This is a genomic window from Butyrivibrio sp. NATIVEDY162, from assembly GCF_045999815.1.
GTDB lineage: Bacteria > Bacillota > Clostridia > Lachnospirales > Lachnospiraceae > Butyrivibrio.
Genome location: NZ_CP172573.1, coordinates 2,126,563 through 2,144,607 on the forward strand (window position 1 = coordinate 2,126,563; position 18,045 = coordinate 2,144,607).

Here is an 18,045-nt window from a genome sequence, read left to right on the forward strand (position 1 = left end):
CTATTCCTTATCCGGTTTAACTCCGTTCCACTTGTTCATAGCCGCATTTACGTCTTCTTCCATTATAAGTCTCACAGCATCTGCTGCATGCTCCATGGCTTCCTTGACGTATTCGGTATCTTCTTTGTCAAAATGTCCCAAAACCCAATCCGCAAGATCAATCCTTGGGGGCTTTTTACCTACTCCCACTCTTACACGTGAGAACTCATCATGGCCTAGCTGGGCGATAATGTTCTTAAGCCCATTGTGTCCGCCTGCACTTCCGCCGGGACGAACCCTGATCCTACCGGGGTCAAGATCTATATCGTCGGATATCACTATAAGCTCTGTTTTTGTATCTATTTTAAAATAGTCAGCCACAGGTCTTATGGACTCACCACTTAAATTCATGTATGTCAGAGGCTTAAGAAGGATGACCTTTTCATTGCCGATCCTTCCTTTTCCGTACATACCTTTGAACTTCATCTCAGTAAGATCTATATCATATTTTTCAGATAAAACATCTATTACCCCAAAGCCAACATTGTGCCTTGTGGCATTATATTTTTTCTCGGGATTACCGAGTCCTGCAATTAAAAACATAACTTCCTCTCAAAAAAATATTAAGAACAAAGAGTCGCTCGCGACTCTTTGCGCGCTGGTGCGCGCAAGCTTTAGCTTGCAAAATTCATCTGCGCACCAGTCGCATCCTTAGCGGAGCGCTTTTTATTCAATAGGAAATCCGAAGGAATTTCCTATTGAATAAAAAAGGGAATGACGCCTAAACGCCACTCCCCATATAATCTCATAAAATCATTCTGAATACAATTTTTATCAGAACAAACTTCCAACACCTGCAGGTGCAGCTTCATCAGCTACCGGTCTTGAATCAATTACCTCGTCAGAAGCTTCATCATAAGCCTTCAGTATAGTATCCTGAAGCAGTCTTCTGGTATCGGAGTTAATCGGATGTGCGATATCACGATACTCTCCATCAACTGATTTTTTGCTGGGCATTGCAATGAAAAGACCCTTGTCACCCTCAATGACCTTGATATCATGAACAACAAATTCATTATCAAGTGTGATTGAAACAATGGCACGCATTTTCCCCTGCTTAGCTACTTTTCTGACACGAACATCTGTAATATTCATCCTGTTTATCCCCCTTCTAGAAATGTATAATGAATACTTAGATTACATACCTCTCATTATTCTCAACTACTATTTTGATATCATTCTCACCCTTGTAATAAGAGTTAGCCTGAATGGTACCGTGACTCTCTACGATGCAGTTCTCAATGTGTGTATTATCACCGATATAAACATCATTCAGAATTATTGAATTCTTGATGTAGCAGTTATTACCAATGAATGCACCCTTGAAGATAACTGAATCCTCAACCATACCGTTTATGATACATCCGCTTGAGATAAGGCTGTTTGAAACCTTAACTCCCACATTGTACTTTGCAGGCGGAAGGTCGATAACCTTGGTATATACACCCGGATACTCGTTGAAGAAATAGTTTCTTACTTCCGGTTTAAGGAAGTCCATATTGGTGCGGAAATAATCTTCAACAGAAGCGATGTTATTCCAGTAGGTCTTGAGCTTGTATCCGTAGATTCTCTTCATATCCTTGTATCTTACGAGGATATCCCTAACGAAGTCGAATCTCTCTTCTGTCTGTGCTTTCTCTATGAGTTCGATAAGCTGACGGCGTCTTATTACATACACACCGCAGGAAACCGTGTTGGATCTTGCAACTACAGGCTTCTCCTCGAACTCCTCGATCCGGCTCTCCTCGTTCATGCGGATCGTTCCGAATCTCTCTGTATCGATATCAGCTGCGACATCCTTGCATACAACAGTGATATCTGCCTGCTTCTCAATGTGATACTCAAGAAGCTTGTTATAATCCATCTTATATACGCAGTCACCTGAAGTGATAACCACATAGGGCTCATGACAGCTCTTCAAAAAGCTGAGGTTCTGCGCAATGGCATCAGCTGTACCTCTGTACCACAGATTGCCGTTAGCCTTAGCTGCAGGAGTGAATACATAAAGACCACCCTGCTTACGTCCGAAGTCCCACCATTTGGATGATGAAAGATGTGTATTCAGGCTTCCTGCATTATACTGCGTGAAGACTGCCACCGTCTGAATATGGGAGTTCGTCATGTTACTCAATGCAAAATCAATACTTCTGTAAAAACCGGCTATGGGCATAGCACAAACGGCTCTGTTCTTAGAAAGCTCGTGCATGCGGTTGCTGCCACCTCCGGCAAGAATAATTCCAATCGCTCTCACTACCTATCACCTGCCTTATCTAATGTTCTTCCGCTAGCCAGCACATTGTCCGGATAGTCTGCTTCGGTAGTTACACCGGAGATCATTGTGTTCTTGCCAACGACCACGCCGTTTGGCACAACTGATTTTTCTCCGATAGTTACGATTCCGTCTCTGTAAATACCGGGCTTGGTCTCGTTCTGAACTTCTTCGCCCTCGCCAAGTTTTACATTGTTTCCGATTTTTACCTGCTCGGCTATAACCGCTTTTTCTATGTTGCAGTTCTCACCGATCTCGGTTCCATTCATGATGATGGAGTGGCTTACGACTGTGCCTTTGCCAATCTTAACGCCGCATCCGATTACCGAGTTATGAACCTCGCCGTAAATCTCAGAACCCTCACCAATAATACTTCTGGATGTAGAACTCTCAGGTCCTAAGTACTGCGGAGGCTGAACCTCGTTCCTTGTGTAGATCTTCCAATACTCCTCATAGAGGTTGAACTCAGGAACGATATCAATAAGCTCCATATTGGCTTCCCAGTATGATGTAAGTGTTCCTACATCCTTCCAGTAGCCGTCAAATTCATATGCATATAAGGACTGACCCTTATCCTTGCAGTAAGGAATAATATGCTTACCAAAATCGAGACCCGGCTGATCCTGATTGGTGATGAGTGCTTCCTTAAGAGCTTCCCATGAGAAAATATAAATACCCATGGACGCAAGATTGGAACGTGGCTTCTCAGGCTTCTCCTCAAAGTCCACAATTTTCCTGTCCTCATCAGTGATCATAATACCAAATCTGCTTGCTTCCTCAATCGGTACGGGCATAACTGCAATTGTTACATCTGCTCCGTTAGCCTTGTGGAAATCAAGCATGGTCTCATAATCCATCTTGTAAATGTGGTCACCTGAAAGAATGAGCACATAATCAGGATGGTAATTCTCCATGTACTCTAAATTCTGGAAAATTGCATTGGCTGTTCCGGTATACCACTCACTATTCGCACTCTTTTCATAAGGAGGCAAAATGGATACACCACCGATATTACGGTCAAGATCCCACGGAATACCAATTCCGATATGCGAATTAAGACGCAGCGGTCTGTACTGTGTAAGCACACCCACTGTATCTACTCCTGAGTTGATACAATTACTTAGTGGAAAGTCAATGATACGGTATTTACCGCCAAATGAAACTGCTGGTTTCGCCATCTTTGCGGTCAGAACGCCCAGTCTGCTACCTTGCCCACCGGCCAGCAACATGGCAATCATCTCTTTTTTTATCATGTTAAGACCTCGTTGTCATAATAATGAATTTTTGCTCGCGGTGTTTATTAATGATGGTTGATTTTTAATTCCCCCACATAAACCACCACTTAGAGTATATCACATTAAAATTTTAAAGGGAACGAATTTACGAAAATAATCCGCTATTTTTCTCACTTTTTGGATATTCTGCAAATTTTGACATGATTAATAGGAAGTAGTATGGTTAACATACGGAGTTTGACAGACGATTAATCTGTTCTCTCTCCATATACAAGAGATAACTTTTTGATAATTATAGTAGGAGGAACATAGTGTACCAGATTAGCTTTGATAATCCCATAAATGTATATTTTATCGGCATTGGCGGCATTTCCATGAGTGGTCTTGCGTTGGTGCTTGCAAACAGAGGCTTTAAAGTAAGCGGATCAGACCGCTCAGAATCAGAAGCTACAGCCGAGCTCACCAATGCCGGCATTAAGGTATTCATTGGTCAGCGCGCAGAGAATATCGATAACATCATTAAGCCGGATGTCGTAGTTTATACTGCTGCCATCCATCCCGATAATCCCGAATTTGCTGCTGCCAAAAAGCTTGGCATCCCCATGCTTACAAGAGCAGAGCTCCTTGGTCAGATAATGCAGCATTACCACCTTCCCGTTAACGTTGCGGGAACTCATGGCAAGACAACCACAACAGCCATGGTTGCCAAGATCATGCTTGAGGGAAACCTTGATCCCACTGTTTCAATAGGTGGCTTTTTGAAGGATATAGGCGGAAACATCAGAATAGGAGCTTCAAAATATTTTGTGACTGAGGCCTGTGAATACACAAACAGCTTCCTCAGCTTTTTCCCCGGAGTAGGAATAATCCTGAACATTGATGCCGATCACCTTGATTTCTTCAAGGACCTTGATGACATCAGGCATTCCTTCAGAAAGTTTGCACAGCTTATTCCGGAAAACGGGACCCTGGTAATAAATGGAGAAATTCCGAATCTTTCAGAAATTACAGATGGTCTTACCTGCAACATCAAGACTTATGGTTTCTCAGATAATTATGATTATTATCCTACAAACATAAGCTATGATTCCTTTGGTAACGCTTCGTTCCATATTAATATAAAGAACGGAAATGGTTTTGATATAGCACTTAAGGTTCCCGGCAAGCACAACATCAGCAATGCCATGGCAGCTGCAGCTGCAAGTGATGTCTTTGGAATCAGTGAAGCTGAGATCAAATCAGGTCTGTGCTCATTTACAGGAACAGACAGGCGTTTCGAATATAAAGGGACAGTGGACGGTGTGACGATCATTGATGATTACGCTCACCATCCCACGGAAATCGCTGCTACCCTTAGCGCAGCCAAGAACTATCCTCACAAAAATATATGGGTTGTATTCCAGCCCCACACTTTTACCAGGACCAAAGCTCTTATGGATGAATTTGCTCATGCACTCCTTGGCGCAGATAAGCTTATAATTGCTGACATCTATGCTGCTAGAGAAACAGATAACCTGGGCATAAGCTCCAGGACCTTAAAAGAGAAAATCGAGTCACTCGGCCATGAATGTTATTATTTTCCTTCCTTTGACGAGATTGAAAAATTTCTTTTGCAAAATTGCACTAAGGATGATTTGTTGATAACCATGGGGGCAGGCGATGTTGTAAATATCGCGAATGACCTCCTGGGAATGTAATTTTCCACCCTATCCACTTTCACCTTATACAATTTAATTAAAAATCTGTGTGGATAACTACCGCTGACTGTTACCTCGAAACTCTCTGAGCAGTCAGCGGTTTTCTTTATATTTTTCATTAAAATAATCCACGTTATCCACATTGTCCACAAATTATCAAATTCCTTCAAACCCAGTGTCCGCCTGCATTTTTATCGTCATTTTTCCCATTTGCACAGGTTCATCTTTTGTGTATAATTCAAATCGTGTTAGAGAGATTTAAAGGATTTAAAATGAAAAATATGAAAAAAGTGGGTGAAGAAAGCAAATGATGGGGCGAGTAACTATTAACAATTCTATGATGTCAACGACATCACTTTCCAATATTTTTATTGATGAATATCTTGCAGATGCAAATGATGCTCAGATAAAGGTTTACCTTTATCTGCTTCGAATGATGTGCGCAGGCACGGCTACCAGCGTCGCTGACCTTGCAGACAAGTTCAATTATACGGAGAAGGACGTTCAGCGCGCCCTCTCCTACTGGGAGGAGCAAGGACTTATCGGGCTTGAGCTCGATGCTGCAGGTCAGCTGATTGGTATCCATATGCAGGACATTCTGCCCAAGAGAGCTGCTAAGGTCACAAGCCTTCATTCTGTACGTATGACAGAAGAAGTGGCACAGCCTAAGTATTCCGTTGTAAAGAAGCCGAAGAAGAAGGTTGAGCACAAAGACAATCCGCAGATGCTTTTTGTTGCTGAGCAGTATTTTGGTCGCACATTGAATCCCGGCGAAATCAAGACTATCTACTACATTCAGGATGATCTTGAATTCTCTGAGGACCTTCTTGATTACCTTCTCCAGCACTGCGCAAGTGCCGGCAAAAAGGATTTCGATTATGTCCGCAAGGTAGCAATGGCATGGCATGAAAAAGGTATAACCACAACAGAGCAGGCAAGTCTTGAGAGCTCAGCTTCCAAAGCAGCTTATCAGATTATGAAAGAGCTTGGAATGCAGAACGCTCCTACTCCTGCAGAGCTTCAGTTCTTTGACCGCTGGCAGAACGAATACGGCTTTTCTCTTGTTATTATCACAGAGGCATGCCGCAGAACAGTTCTCCAGACTCAGGTAAAACGTCTTCAGTATTGCGACGGTATCCTCAGAAGCTGGTTCAAGGGCGGAGTAAAGACTCTTGCAGATGTTAATAAGCTTGATTGCAATTTTGGTAAAGAGACAGCCAAAAAAGAAAGCATAAAGAAAATAGATAATATCAGAACAAATAATCGTTTCCACCAGTTCAAACAAAACGAATACGATCTTTCTAGTCTGGAACAGCAGTTACTGGACAATTAAGATACGCACTTTCCGTGTGGCGGCCAAATCCATGCGGGAAGTGCAGGGAGGTGAATCGCTATGGCATTATCAAACACGCAGTACGACGAAATCATGCACGATTATGAGAGAATTCGTACTCTCAGAAGAAGTGAACTGACCAAGCGAATCAGGTATGTTGAAGAACATGTTCCCGGCTACCTAGTACTTGAGCAGGAGACCGGGAAAAGAAGCGCCGCCTTCGGGCGACGCCTCTTAAACGGGGAAAAGTTGGACAGATCCGAGCTTCACAGACAGCTGGCTGAAGTATCCGCAAGGAAGCGCAGTCTTTTGCGTGAGGCCGGACTATCCGATGACTATCTTGAAATGCACTATAATTGCCCCTTTTGCAAGGATACCGGATACGTAAACAACGAAAAGTGCTCATGCTTCAAACAAAAAATCATCGAGCGTCTTTATGCCCAGTCCAACATTAATAAGCTGGCTAAAGATGCTAATTTTGATGTTCTTTCAGAAGAATATTATACAGGTGAGGATCTTGAGAGATTCCGCGGAGCAGTAAGAACTTCGAAAGATTTTATTAAGAATTTTGAAAGTTTATACCCAAATCTGCTCTTTTATGGTACAGTTGGTACTGGTAAATCATTCCTTTCCATCTGTATTGCGAAGGAGATACTGGAGATGGGGCACTCAGTACTGTATTTCAGTGCCGCTTCTCTCTTTTCACTGATCCAGACCAATACTTATGATTTTAAAAAGACTGAGGAACTGCGATCACTATATGAAGATCTTTACAATACAGAACTTCTCATAATTGATGACCTGGGGACAGAACATGTTTCAAACACTTCTATTCCTCAGCTTTTTACGTGCATTAATGAGAGATTGAACAGGAATAAATCTACCATTATCACAACTAATTTTTCATTGGACGACATCAAGTCCATGTACTCAGAGCGAGTATCCTCCAGAATTGCCAGCTCGTATCATCTTTGCAAGCTGACCGGTAAGGATATCCGCATCATGAAAAAGGTCCAAAATAGAAAGTGAGGAATTTTGGCAATGCCAAGAAGAGAAGAAAAACGCAACCTTGAAACTATCCCTGTTGGTTCACTCGGTATTATTCCTTTAAAGGGATGCGAGTCACTTGGAGAGAAGGTAGATTATTACCTTGTTAAATGGCGTGAGGAGCGCGAGAACGAGCACAAAGGAAGTCTTGCATTTACCGGTTATGAACGTCCCTCCTATCTTTTAAAAGCAGAGGTTCCGAGATTCGGAAGCGGCGAAGCCAAGGGTGTTATCAAACAGTCTGTCAGAGGTGATGATCTCTACATCATGGTTGATGTTTGTAACCACTCTCTTACTTATTCACTTTTCGGAAAAGAAAATCACATGTCTCCTGATGATCACTATCAGGATCTTAAGAGAATAATAGCTGCTGTAGGTGGTAAGGCCAGAAGAATTACAGTAATCATGCCTTTCCTTTATGAGAGCCGCCAGCACAAGCGCACATCCAGAGAATCTCTCGACTGTGCTATTGCACTGCAGGAGCTTGTAAGCATGGGTGTTGATAACATTATTACTTTCGATGCACATGACCCCAGAGTTCAGAATGCTATTCCGTTAAACGGCTTTGAGACTGTTCGTACCACATATCAGTTTATCAAGGCACTTCTTAGAAATATAAACGATCTCCAGATTGATTCAGACCATATGATGATCATCTCTCCTGATGAAGGCGGTATGGGACGTGCTATCTACCTCGCCAGCGTTATGGGTCTCGACGTAGGAATGTTCTACAAGCGCCGTGACTATACTCAGGTTGTTGATGGCAGAAATCCTATCGTATCACACGAGTTCCTCGGAACTTCCGTTGAGGGTAAGGATGTTATCATCGTAGATGATATGATTTCTTCAGGTGAGAGTATCTTCGACGTTGCTAAGGCTCTCAAGCAGAGAAAAGCAGCCAGAATTTTCGCATTCTCAACCTTTGGTCTTTTCACAAACGGTCTTGAGAAATTCGATAAGGCTCACGAGGAAGGTCTGATAGACAAAGTCCTCACCACAAACCTTATCTATCAGACACCTGAGCTTCTCTCCCGTGACTGGTATATAAGCTGCGATATGAGTAAGTACATCGCTTACCTCATCGACACACTTAACCACGATGCCTCAATTAGTGATCTCCTTAATCCTGTAGAACGTATCAACAGCATCATCGCCCGCTACAAGAACGGAGAGCTTGATACTCAGAAATAATTATTTCCTCTTTTGAGGAAGTTAAATAAATTAAGTTAAATTAAAAGAGCTTTGAAGAAATGATCATCATTTTTTCAAAGCTCCTTTTTAATACTATTTCTTCGTTTCAAAATAATTGATTTGTATAGTTCGCAAAGTCAATATATTTTTTCACAGTTTCATACTTTTGTCTTAATTTGAATAGTTCTCAATTCCCGGCAGATAAGTTATAAAGTGATTGCCGTTATTCTCAAACAACGTAGTAGTATCCCCCTTACCAAGCTTATAAACCTGCCCTGTCGAAGGCTCAAGAAGTACCGTGTTAAGATCATTGAAGCCTATTATAAGCAGGCTGTTTCCATCATTAAGAGTTGCCATAACAGGAATATCCTGATTTACATAGTAGAGCATTGCCTCCATGGGGCAGCCATCAAGTTCCAAAACTCTGGAATTAACGAGGCTGTTGGACAAAATATCCACTACAGAACTACCCTGCTCAAGCATTGAATTCACATTTACGTTTATTCCCTTGTGCTGAAGTATCAGGTCAAGGCATACGCTTGTAGAATTCTCTGAAGACATATTCTCCCAGTTCTCAGCAAGGTTGGTGATATACATTATCTGATTTGAAGCAAGTAGATTACCTCTCACCCATACATACTGATTCACATCATTCATGACAACGCCCGGAGCATTATAGGCACCGGTTACAGCATCTGCGGGATTGTCACACACGCTCTCAAGTCCGTAGAGTCCATATACATAGTAATATGGCTCAGTCTCCGTATCCCTGTCAGATTTTATTTCAACTTCACGGCTTCCTTCATACAAAGTCATGTTAGGAGTCTGCACTATAAGTGATTTCTTCTTAGCGCTGCTCTTTACATTAATCTGAGTCACATTCTTATAATTTTCAGTCGCCGCAACCGTCACGAAATTACTTCCAACTTCTTTTTTCAAAGTACTCATGATCTGATCATCTATCAGTTCGTCATATAGTCCGCTTCCATCATTCCATGCGGCACGTGACAGTCTTATAAGATTATCCTCTATTGAGATATCGGTAACAACACCCTGTGACGGGCTGTAGTTTTCAAGAGTATTGCCCTCACTATCCACAATATGAACACTGTACATTCCATAGACCTTTGTCCCCATTCGGTCTGTGTGCACATCAGACTCATGAACCATTCCGTACACAAAGTCCTCTCCCATAAACCCAAGAACTCTTATCAGGTCTCCGGATTCTGCCTGAATATCTGACTGTGCCTGAGTGCTGAGATTCATGATCTGAACAGTCTTCTTATCTTCATCCTGCCATGCGATGATACTTCCTGAATCCGAAATACAGTATCTGTCCTCGGATATATTCTCGATAAGCTTCTTCTGGTTTCTCTGATCAAGCTCAACCATATATATATCGCCATCAAGCATTATGAAAAGCTCTCCGCTTTTACTTACATAAAGAACCTTCTCAGAGTACTCACGGACAATATCCTGATGAAGCGTGGAGGGAATAAATACCATCTCCTCTATAGTGTTTAGCTGCGAGTCATATTTATAAATGGCATTTCCAACACAGCCCTCGTGATCTCCGCGATTCATGTATCCCGAAACCGCAAATACCACATTTCCTGCCTCATCTACACTTAATATGTGAATCGTATTTCCTTTATAGGTAGCTCTGTCGTCGGAATAATCATCATTATAAAATCCAAAAACGAGAGCAACCTTATTTTCCGTACCGTTATAAACATAGAGCCTGTCTTCACTGATAAATGCGAAAACGCTGCCGCCATCGCTCTCTTTTATCTTCACATCCGGATTGGTTATCCACAGACCGATCGCATTATCTGTAAAATCAGATGCATCAGCGTTAAATACATAATTCATCTTCCTGTCAAAATTCAGAAGATAAATCCTGTCCGATGTATATCTGATTCTATACGATTCCTCTATATTGTAGAGCTTCTCGCTTCCATCCACCGTCTTCTGCGTAACCTGGTACTCAAGCCCTATAATAGAGGTCTGTGAATGTATATCACGGAGCATTATCCTTGGCGCTGTGTGTTCAATTATGTTAAGATCCCCCCAAGTCACCTGATCAAAACTGCTGTTAATTGAAACGTGGCTGTAAGAAGTGTTGTCCTCTTCAGAATTTGTCTCCAGATACTTTGATATCTCCTCTGCCTGACCTGCCTTATCAAAGGTCATATTTGAAAAATTAACCGCAAAGTCCATTGCCTCGGCAACGTGGAATGATTCCTCGCTCTCAGGCCAGATAACCCTTGTGTAATAGCGTGCCGTCTGACCGTTGACATTAGCCAGAATTACCAGCATATACTCCTGACCTGCATCGATCAGGTCCTTCATCTGAAAAGATCCCCGTATAATATCGCCATCTCTTGACAGATCAGTTATTTCCGAGTTTTCAACAAGACTGTTACCTGAAACCTGTCTTACCTCAAACTTTAAGTCGGAAACCTCCTCGCCATAGGTATTCATCTGAAAAGAAATACCTCTGGAGCCGGTTGCCGGAAGAATTTCTCCCCTCATGTGCGCAACATCCATCTCAGTGGCGTATCCATGAAGCATATTCACCTGTTTGCCGTTTAACTCAAAGCTTACTGTGGGGAAAGTAGGAGCACCCATTTTTGCAGTCATGTCAACTGTCTCAACATTAGTGAAGTGCCCTATCAGAAACAGAGAAAGTACAAATACAACTATAGTATATATAATCTTAAAGATTGCGTTTTTCATTACAAATCCTATACCTTAATTCCATTGACTTATTACACACATCGCGGTAATATTTTTCTAACTTCTAAACGCTTATTGACAGCGCTGTATTGCGCAGATAGGGGGAATCATGAGTTACCCTGTTCTTTACCGCAAACGTATCATTCCGGATGAATGTATTCTTTTAAAAGACGATCAGATCCTTCAATGTGATGATAACACCATTGTTACTGCATGGAAAGCGATTCATCCCCGCTCTGACCTGTCTCACGGATATTCCTGCTATTATTTAAAAAGAGGCTACAAGATCAGCAAATTTTACCGCGCAGATTCCAGTCTTATGTATTGGTACTGCGATATCATAGATTATCAGAAAGGCCCTAAGGAGAACTCCATCGTGGCTCTCGACCTTCTGGCTGATGTAGTGATCTATCCCAATGGCAGAATGCGTATTCTCGATCTTGACGAATTATGTGAAGCTTTTGAGCGAAAGCTGATCGATGAACAACAATTAAAAACAGCTCTTAATTCTCTAAGTAACCTCATGGATGCGCTTTATGAAAATAGCATATCCACTCTGGAGGCTCCCATTATCAAAGCATTAGACTCTCTGCATACTTAGTGAATAAAGATTTAGCGGCCACTTTTTAATAGAACACATGCCCGCCAATGTTAATACCTGACAATCCCGGGATAGGCGTACGGAAGTATACGCAGTTTCCTACATTGGTAGCACCGCTCATTGCAGCATCTGCTGCCTGATAGCAGGACTCTGTAGCACTTCCGTTTGCAAGCGCAAGTGCAAATCTTCCACTTCCAACCGGTGAAAACTGTCCTGACTGATATATTACTCCGGTAACCGTATCAGGGTATACCGAACTCAAAACTCTGTTTATTACTACTGCTCCAACAGCCACTTTTCCTTCATAGGGTTCGGCTCCCGCCTCGCAGTAGATCAGATTTGCAAGAAGATATCTGTCACCTTCCGCAAAAGAAACCTCTGAAATGTTTCTCCACTTTGACTTTGCAGCCAATTTTGATAGCCTTATTTCTTCGGCAAGCTTGGCCTCAAGCTCTTTTACGTCTTTGTTCTGTTCCTCGACCTGAGACTCATATTCTCTTGCTTTATCCTCAATATTTCTGGCTTCTTCCTCAGCTGTGGATATATTCTGCTTATACTCATTGATGCTTCCGCTGGTCTTACTAACAAGACCTGACACCCTGCTCTGTTCGGCCTCAACCTCTACCTTGCACTGATCAAGCTCGGATTTTTCATTTTGAAGAGCCTTTTCCTTAGCATCAATATTCACACATGTCTCTTTATACTGCTCCAGCATTTTTCTGTCATATGCTGAAAGAGCAGCAACATAATCGCTGTGATTTAAAAAATCAGCAAAGCCTCCGACATCCAGAAGCATATCCATAAGCATAAAGCCCTGCTTTTCATAGATAAACTGCACTCGCTTTTTCATAGCGGCATACTGCTCATCTCTGATTGTAATAGCCGCAGCAAGCTCCTCCTGAGTCGTAGCAATCTCATCCTCTTTGGTATCTATTTGCCCTTCCAGGTCGGAGAGATTGTTACTCACCTGTGTCAGCTGGTCATTCAGATCACTGAGCTTATTCTCAAGGACACTCTTCTCCTGATGCAAATTGGTGATATCTTCCTTTTTATCATCAAGCTGCTCATTAGTCTCATCAAGCTGATTCTTGGTCTTATTAAGTTTGTCCTTTGCTTCCTCCAGCTTCTTTTTCGTCTCTTCCGTAGCGTGAACGCTCACCGCCGGTTTCCCCAGATTAAGGCATAAAACCGGCAACAGGATAAGAGATGCCAAACGAAAGGTTTTTCCCCAATAACTTTTCACACTAATCCTCTTAACATACAGAGCTTAAATCTCTATATGTATGTTTTTTCCTGATCTGCTATATTGATGATACTTCACTCCTGCAGCATCAAACATCCTCTTGGATGCCCTTGTAGCTGCAGAGGAGCTGTATTTATCACTGTCGTAAACTACTTCCTTAATCCCTGCCTGAATGATCGCTTTAGCACATTCATTACAAGGAAAAAGAGAAACATAGAGCTTTGCGCCGTCAAGGCTTCCGCCTCTGTAATTTAAAATAGCATTAAGCTCACTGTGTGTAACAAAGGGATATTTTGTGGAAAGCTCATCCTCCCCATCTCTCTCCCAAGGGAAGCTGTCATCATCACAGCCAATAGGGAACCCGTTATATCCCATGGACAATATCTTATTATCCTGACTTACAATGCAGGTACCAACCTGAGTATTCGGATCCTTTGAACGCATTGCAGCAAGCTTGGCAACGCCCATAAAATATTCATCCCAGGATATGTAGTCTTCTCTTTTCATACGTAACCTTCCTTTCCCCCGAGCCTATGCTCCGTAATTCTTAACGCCAAGAAGATAATCATATCTACCCCCGTATTATCTCCTTATACAAAGAACAACGTTCTATGTCTCCTCAAAAACAGTAAGCTTACATTTATTTCTCTATATCAGAGATTTCTCCGATTCTTCTTACATGCTTCTCAAGACCTGAGAACTCAGTATCCAAAAATGTATCAACAATATCAATAGCCATATCAGGTCCGATGAGAGCTCCGCCCATAGCAAGGACATTGGCGTCGTTATGCTCTCTTGTAAGTCTTGCAGAATGAGGTTCGCTGCAAAGTGCACATCTGATGCCCTTAACCTTATTGGCAACGATTGAGATACCTATACCTGTTGTGCAGATAACAATACCCTTCTCGCATTCTCCGTTGGCTACAGCCTCCGCTGCTGCTTTACCAAAAATCGGATAATCGCAGGAATTCTTGTCATAAGTTCCAAAGTCCTTATACTCGATTCCTCTCTCCTTCAGGTGCTCAATAACCACCTGCTTAATGTCAAATCCGCCGTGATCACTACCAAGTGCTATCATTTTTCATACTCCTCTTTTTTATATTATTCGCAGATACTCGTGCTGTACTTAAATACAACACTGTTCTGCGTGATTATCATTATATTTATACCCTGACCACCTTATGTCCTGCTGCCTTAAGGAGCCTGTTCATTATAGCCTGTCCGATTCCATTTTCATTAAAAGCTTCAGAATACATACAGCCTACATTTTCATCATCAAACTGTCTGAGAATACTGAAAAGGTTTCTTGCAATCTCCTCTTCATCATCTCTGCTTCCTGCGCTCTTAACAACATCAGCCTTATAATAATCCCTTGTCTGTGATGTTGCTATTACTCCGGTTTTTGTACCGGAAGCGCGAAGCTTCTCAATTTCATTATTAATATATTCTATAACTCTTTGGGAGTCTCCCTCAACTATTGTAAGGTCTCCCTTGGGAGCATAATGTCTGTATTTCATTCCGGGAGCCTTGGGCTTTACTCCGCTGTCTGCACTGAGTATAGTCCTGTCTATGCTCACATCACCCAGAATATCATCAAGCATCTCTCTTGTAACATATCCGGGCCTTAATATCATTGGTGTATCCACAGTCAGATCAACTATTGTTGATTCCAGTCCGATACCAACCTGACCTCCGTCTATTATCATCTCTACTCTGCCATCAAGGTCTTCAACGCAGTATTTTGCTTCAGTTGGACTTGGTCTTCCTGACAGATTAGCGCTGGGCGCCGCTATATAACCTCCGGACTGCCTTATAAGCTCTGCTGCTATCTTGTTGCTAGGCATTCTTATGGCTACCGTATCCAGTCCCCCTGTAGTTTCATAAGGAACTGCATCAGATTTGTTCATTATCATTGTAAGAGGTCCCGGCCATACTGCTTTTGCAAGCTTATAAGCTGCCTCCGGCACTTCCTCTACAATCCTCTCTATTGACTCCATATCAGCCACATGAACTATCAGCGGATTATCCGAAGGTCTGCCCTTCGCTGCGTAAATTTTCTTTGAAGACTCCGGATTAAGCGCATCACCGCCAAGTCCGTAAACCGTCTCAGTGGGAAAAGCTACAAGCCCACCATTTTTAATTATATCTCCTGCTCTTTTCAAATCCGCAAGAGCGTTTTCATCAATATTTCCTTCTTCTATTTTTACAACTTCTGTATTCATTTTTACTATTATATTCCAATCTTACTTTGCCATATAATCAGCGATCACATCCCATACATCTGCGGTCTCAAATCCAAGAGCCCACTCTGCTACACCTGCAATTCCTGAGTTCTGCATTACCGAGAGCTTAGCCTCAAGGGACTTTGCATCCTCATTCCATATCTGATAAAAATCGCCATTATCTGCTGTTTTCTCACCATAATACTGACAAGTATCTTCATCCCATTTCATCTCTATTCCATTTTCAGAGATAAAGCTCTGTGCACCATCCATGTGAAGTGCTTTACTGGAAAGCTCTCCTCCGCTTGTTGTCCAAAGTCTGGTATAAAAAGGAACAGAATTAATGAGCTTTGATGCCGGCACCTGTTCAAGTGCCTTATTGATACCTGCTGATACGTAGCCGATGGAAGCAACAGATCCTGCTTCCTCCGATCCTGCGTAGTGCTCATCATATCCCATTATAACCACGTAATCAGCAATTATCCCCTGTTCGATCAGATCATAGTGATCATTAAAATCCATAGGTACATAATCATCTACTGACAAAATAATACTGTTTTGTCGGCACACCACAGCTAACTCTCTTATAAACTCAAGGTATGAATCGGCATATTCCTCACCAATTAACTCAAAGTCAACATTTATGCCCTCAAATCCATACTCAGCCTGCTGCTGCATCAGATTTGATATGAGATTAGCCCTGGCTGCTGCACTTGAAAGTACTGCCTCTGTGCTTGGCTTATTTTCATTATTAAAATTATCTACAACTGCCCAAACCTGAGCTCCATTTGCGTGAGCTGTTGTAATATAATCGTTTGTCGCATAGCTTGATATGTTACCCTCTGTATCAGAGAGTGAAAACCATGTGGGAGCAAGAACATTAAGGCTCTTAGTCTGCGCAATTATGCCATTGATCGATTCATTCCCGGCAACGCCTCCAATAGGATGGAATCCCATGTTCACCTTGCCTTCCATTGATATGGAAGTATACTCTCCCAGATCAACCTTATCAGCACCACCACCTGCAAGAACCTGAGGCTGAATATCCTTTATGTGCTTATTCTCTATATATCCGATATGTCCGTCGCTTGTGATAACTCTTGACCATTCCTCCATCTGCTCAACAACAGTCACTGGTCCAGCAGTGTGATCACTTACAACCTCGCTCTTTCTTCCGCCGAGCTTTCTGATAGCAATATCCTTACCAAGGTTACCAACCTGCATCTCTTTACCCTGACCGGTATAAACTCTGATCCTTGCAGGTCCTTCATCAGCAAAGCCATCATAAGTATTGTACGTAAACATTGTAATATAGTCCACAGAGACATAGAGATTGTCGCCTTCAAGAATAGCTGCCGCTGTATCAAGATTTATCACCTCTCCGCTTGAAGAACTGATCGTACTTTCTCCAATTGCAGCTGTATAAATCGCATTTGGCCCTGTATAAACGATGATGCCATCATTTTTGCCATAATAAAATCTGCTGCTTATATATTCCTTAACTAAATTGTAATCAAGATAAAACTTATTATTTAAGTATGTAGCCTTTTCCTCCATGAGCTGATCGTCTATTATAAGAACCGCCTGCTTTGCATCCGTAAGCCCATAATACTCATTTAAATCAGCTCTGTCCTTCGTATATGAAAAATGCTCCCATGCAAGCTGTCCTGCATATATTAATCCTATAATTATAATAAGGGCAATTATAAAAATCACCGGTTTAATCTTTTTCTTCATTAAAAATCCCGACTCCTTTCAATCGCCTCATTATACCAAATATTTATAACTATTACCATTTTCTCGGCGATTACTCTGATATTCCTCTCTTTATTTTGGACTTTCTTAATTATGTCTTTTGTCTTATTCCGACATATCTTTCTGCTGGTGGGGCCAACATTTTCCTTTAAATTTTTAATTGTAATCACAGGAGGTTTTAAAGTACTGCCAGACACTAAAAAGAGATACTCTATATAATCTTAGAGTTTTTAACTTAGTGATAATTTCCCAAGTACTGCTTATAAGTCTGATAGTATTATTATTCTCCCAGTAAAGAAAGAAATTCAGAGATCGCCGGCAAATGGCACTGGTGCCACTGCTGTATCACAATCTTTTACTACTAAAAACAATTCCTGCAAGTTTTGTTGTTTTGATTTGTCATTAAAAAGTTTACAGGTATATTTTTGTGATTTCTTCCGAGATTATCGGTTGAACTTGTAAGACATTCCACGCAGAATACGTGAAACATTTATATTAAACTGTTGTGTACCATGCCTCCTCCCTGATACGCTTTGCAGAGGCACCACGGTTATGTAATATACATTACAAAAATCATATTGTCAACACCAAATTTCATTATTATTTTTTATTATTATTTTATGCATTATTTTCAAAAACAAACCGATATATCTATTGACACGTGGATTTGTATC

Annotated in this window: 15 protein-coding genes; 5 read left to right on the top strand and 10 right to left on the bottom strand. The window is 41.7% G+C overall.

The features are described from left to right. The 4 genes from pth to ACHCNF_RS09265 form a co-directional block, all read right to left on the bottom strand. The gene (gene pth, locus ACHCNF_RS09250; protein WP_408069527.1) at positions 1-582 is read right to left on the bottom strand and encodes an aminoacyl-tRNA hydrolase; all 582 of its coding nucleotides are present in this window, start codon (positions 580-582) and stop codon (positions 1-3) included. A 231-nt stretch (positions 583-813) separates the two neighbouring features. After that, positions 814-1,134 carry a septation regulator SpoVG gene (gene spoVG / locus ACHCNF_RS09255; protein WP_408069528.1) on the bottom strand — a complete coding sequence of 107 codons (321 nt, stop codon included), beginning with the start codon at positions 1,132-1,134 and terminating at the stop codon, positions 814-816. A 37-nt stretch (positions 1,135-1,171) separates the two neighbouring features. After that, positions 1,172-2,290, bottom strand: coding sequence for a glucose-1-phosphate adenylyltransferase subunit GlgD (gene glgD / locus ACHCNF_RS09260; protein WP_408069529.1), 1,119 nt, complete (start codon positions 2,288-2,290; stop codon positions 1,172-1,174). Further along, complete coding sequence (locus ACHCNF_RS09265; RefSeq protein ID WP_408069530.1) at positions 2,290-3,561, bottom strand: glucose-1-phosphate adenylyltransferase; 1,272 nt, start codon at positions 3,559-3,561, stop codon at positions 2,290-2,292. Before ACHCNF_RS09265 ends, glgD begins: the two co-directional genes overlap by 1 nt. A gap of 293 nt (positions 3,562-3,854) precedes the next feature. Here ACHCNF_RS09265 and murC point away from each other — a divergent pair, with 293 nt between their 5' ends. The 4 genes from murC (at position 3,855) to ACHCNF_RS09285 (ending at position 8,811) form a co-directional block, all read left to right on the top strand. Beyond that, the gene (gene murC / locus ACHCNF_RS09270) at positions 3,855-5,240 is read left to right on the top strand and encodes a UDP-N-acetylmuramate--L-alanine ligase (protein ID WP_408069531.1); all 1,386 of its coding nucleotides are present in this window, start codon (positions 3,855-3,857) and stop codon (positions 5,238-5,240) included. 307 nt (positions 5,241-5,547) lie between these two features. After that, a complete protein-coding gene (locus ACHCNF_RS09275; RefSeq protein WP_408069532.1) occupies positions 5,548-6,573 on the top strand; it encodes a DnaD domain protein in 1,026 nt (341 codons plus the stop codon). 60 nt (positions 6,574-6,633) lie between these two features. Further along, positions 6,634-7,602: an ATP-binding protein gene (locus tag ACHCNF_RS09280; protein WP_408069533.1), complete on the top strand. Its 969-nt coding sequence runs from the start codon at positions 6,634-6,636 to the stop codon at positions 7,600-7,602. Positions 7,603-7,614: 12 nt separating this feature from the next. Next, positions 7,615-8,811 carry a ribose-phosphate pyrophosphokinase gene (locus tag ACHCNF_RS09285; protein WP_408069534.1) on the top strand — a complete coding sequence of 399 codons (1,197 nt, stop codon included), beginning with the start codon at positions 7,615-7,617 and terminating at the stop codon, positions 8,809-8,811. Positions 8,812-8,982: 171 nt separating this feature from the next. On the opposite strand, the gene ACHCNF_RS09290 is transcribed toward ACHCNF_RS09285, so the two are convergent. Then, on the bottom strand, positions 8,983-11,550 hold the full coding sequence (locus tag ACHCNF_RS09290; RefSeq protein ID WP_408069535.1) for an apurinic/apyrimidinic endonuclease family protein: 2,568 nt from the start codon (positions 11,548-11,550) through the stop codon (positions 8,983-8,985). Between the two features lie 109 nt (positions 11,551-11,659). Here ACHCNF_RS09290 and ACHCNF_RS09295 point away from each other — a divergent pair, with 109 nt between their 5' ends. Next, positions 11,660-12,151 carry a ribonuclease FAU-1 family protein gene (locus tag ACHCNF_RS09295; protein ID WP_408069536.1) on the top strand — a complete coding sequence of 164 codons (492 nt, stop codon included), beginning with the start codon at positions 11,660-11,662 and terminating at the stop codon, positions 12,149-12,151. 25 nt (positions 12,152-12,176) lie between these two features. Here the strand turns inward: ACHCNF_RS09295 and ACHCNF_RS09300 are convergent, their stop codons facing one another. From ACHCNF_RS09300 to ACHCNF_RS09320, 5 genes are all read right to left on the bottom strand, one after another. Continuing rightward, positions 12,177-13,394 (bottom strand): cell wall hydrolase, encoded by a 1,218-nt coding sequence (locus ACHCNF_RS09300; RefSeq protein ID WP_408069537.1) that lies wholly within the window; start codon positions 13,392-13,394, stop codon positions 12,177-12,179. A 24-nt stretch (positions 13,395-13,418) separates the two neighbouring features. After that, positions 13,419-13,901, bottom strand: a complete 483-nt coding sequence (locus ACHCNF_RS09305; RefSeq protein WP_408069538.1) for a deoxycytidylate deaminase — start codon at positions 13,899-13,901, stop codon at positions 13,419-13,421. A 133-nt stretch (positions 13,902-14,034) separates the two neighbouring features. Further along, complete coding sequence (gene rpiB, locus ACHCNF_RS09310) at positions 14,035-14,472, bottom strand: ribose 5-phosphate isomerase B (RefSeq protein WP_408069539.1); 438 nt, start codon at positions 14,470-14,472, stop codon at positions 14,035-14,037. 85 nt (positions 14,473-14,557) lie between these two features. Beyond that, positions 14,558-15,616 (bottom strand): L-threonylcarbamoyladenylate synthase, encoded by a 1,059-nt coding sequence (locus ACHCNF_RS09315; RefSeq protein WP_408069540.1) that lies wholly within the window; start codon positions 15,614-15,616, stop codon positions 14,558-14,560. Positions 15,617-15,637: 21 nt separating this feature from the next. Next, on the bottom strand, positions 15,638-17,353 hold the full coding sequence (locus ACHCNF_RS09320) for a glycosyl hydrolase family 18 protein (RefSeq protein ID WP_408069541.1): 1,716 nt from the start codon (positions 17,351-17,353) through the stop codon (positions 15,638-15,640). Positions 17,354-18,045: the final 692 nt, after the last annotated feature.

Bases quoted from the DNA above. Each gene is read 5' to 3' on its own strand.
- pth (WP_408069527.1), bottom strand. From the start codon at position 582: ATGTTTTTAATTGCAGGACTCGGTAATCCCGAGAAAAAATATAATGCC.
- spoVG (WP_408069528.1), bottom strand. From the start codon at position 1,134: ATGAATATTACAGATGTTCGTGTCAGAAAAGTAGCTAAGCAGGGGAAA.
- ACHCNF_RS09265 (WP_408069530.1), bottom strand. From the start codon at position 3,561: ATGATAAAAAAAGAGATGATTGCCATGTTGCTGGCCGGTGGGCAAGGT.
- ACHCNF_RS09275 (WP_408069532.1), top strand. From the start codon at position 5,548: ATGATGGGGCGAGTAACTATTAACAATTCTATGATGTCAACGACATCA.
- ACHCNF_RS09280 (WP_408069533.1), top strand. From the start codon at position 6,634: ATGGCATTATCAAACACGCAGTACGACGAAATCATGCACGATTATGAG.
- ACHCNF_RS09285 (WP_408069534.1), top strand. From the start codon at position 7,615: ATGCCAAGAAGAGAAGAAAAACGCAACCTTGAAACTATCCCTGTTGGT.
- ACHCNF_RS09290 (WP_408069535.1), bottom strand. From the start codon at position 11,550: ATGAAAAACGCAATCTTTAAGATTATATATACTATAGTTGTATTTGTA.
- ACHCNF_RS09295 (WP_408069536.1), top strand. From the start codon at position 11,660: ATGAGTTACCCTGTTCTTTACCGCAAACGTATCATTCCGGATGAATGT.
- ACHCNF_RS09305 (WP_408069538.1), bottom strand. From the start codon at position 13,901: ATGAAAAGAGAAGACTACATATCCTGGGATGAATATTTTATGGGCGTT.
- rpiB (WP_408069539.1), bottom strand. From the start codon at position 14,472: ATGATAGCACTTGGTAGTGATCACGGCGGATTTGACATTAAGCAGGTG.
- ACHCNF_RS09315 (WP_408069540.1), bottom strand. From the start codon at position 15,616: ATGAATACAGAAGTTGTAAAAATAGAAGAAGGAAATATTGATGAAAAC.
- ACHCNF_RS09320 (WP_408069541.1), bottom strand. From the start codon at position 17,353: ATGAAGAAAAAGATTAAACCGGTGATTTTTATAATTGCCCTTATTATA.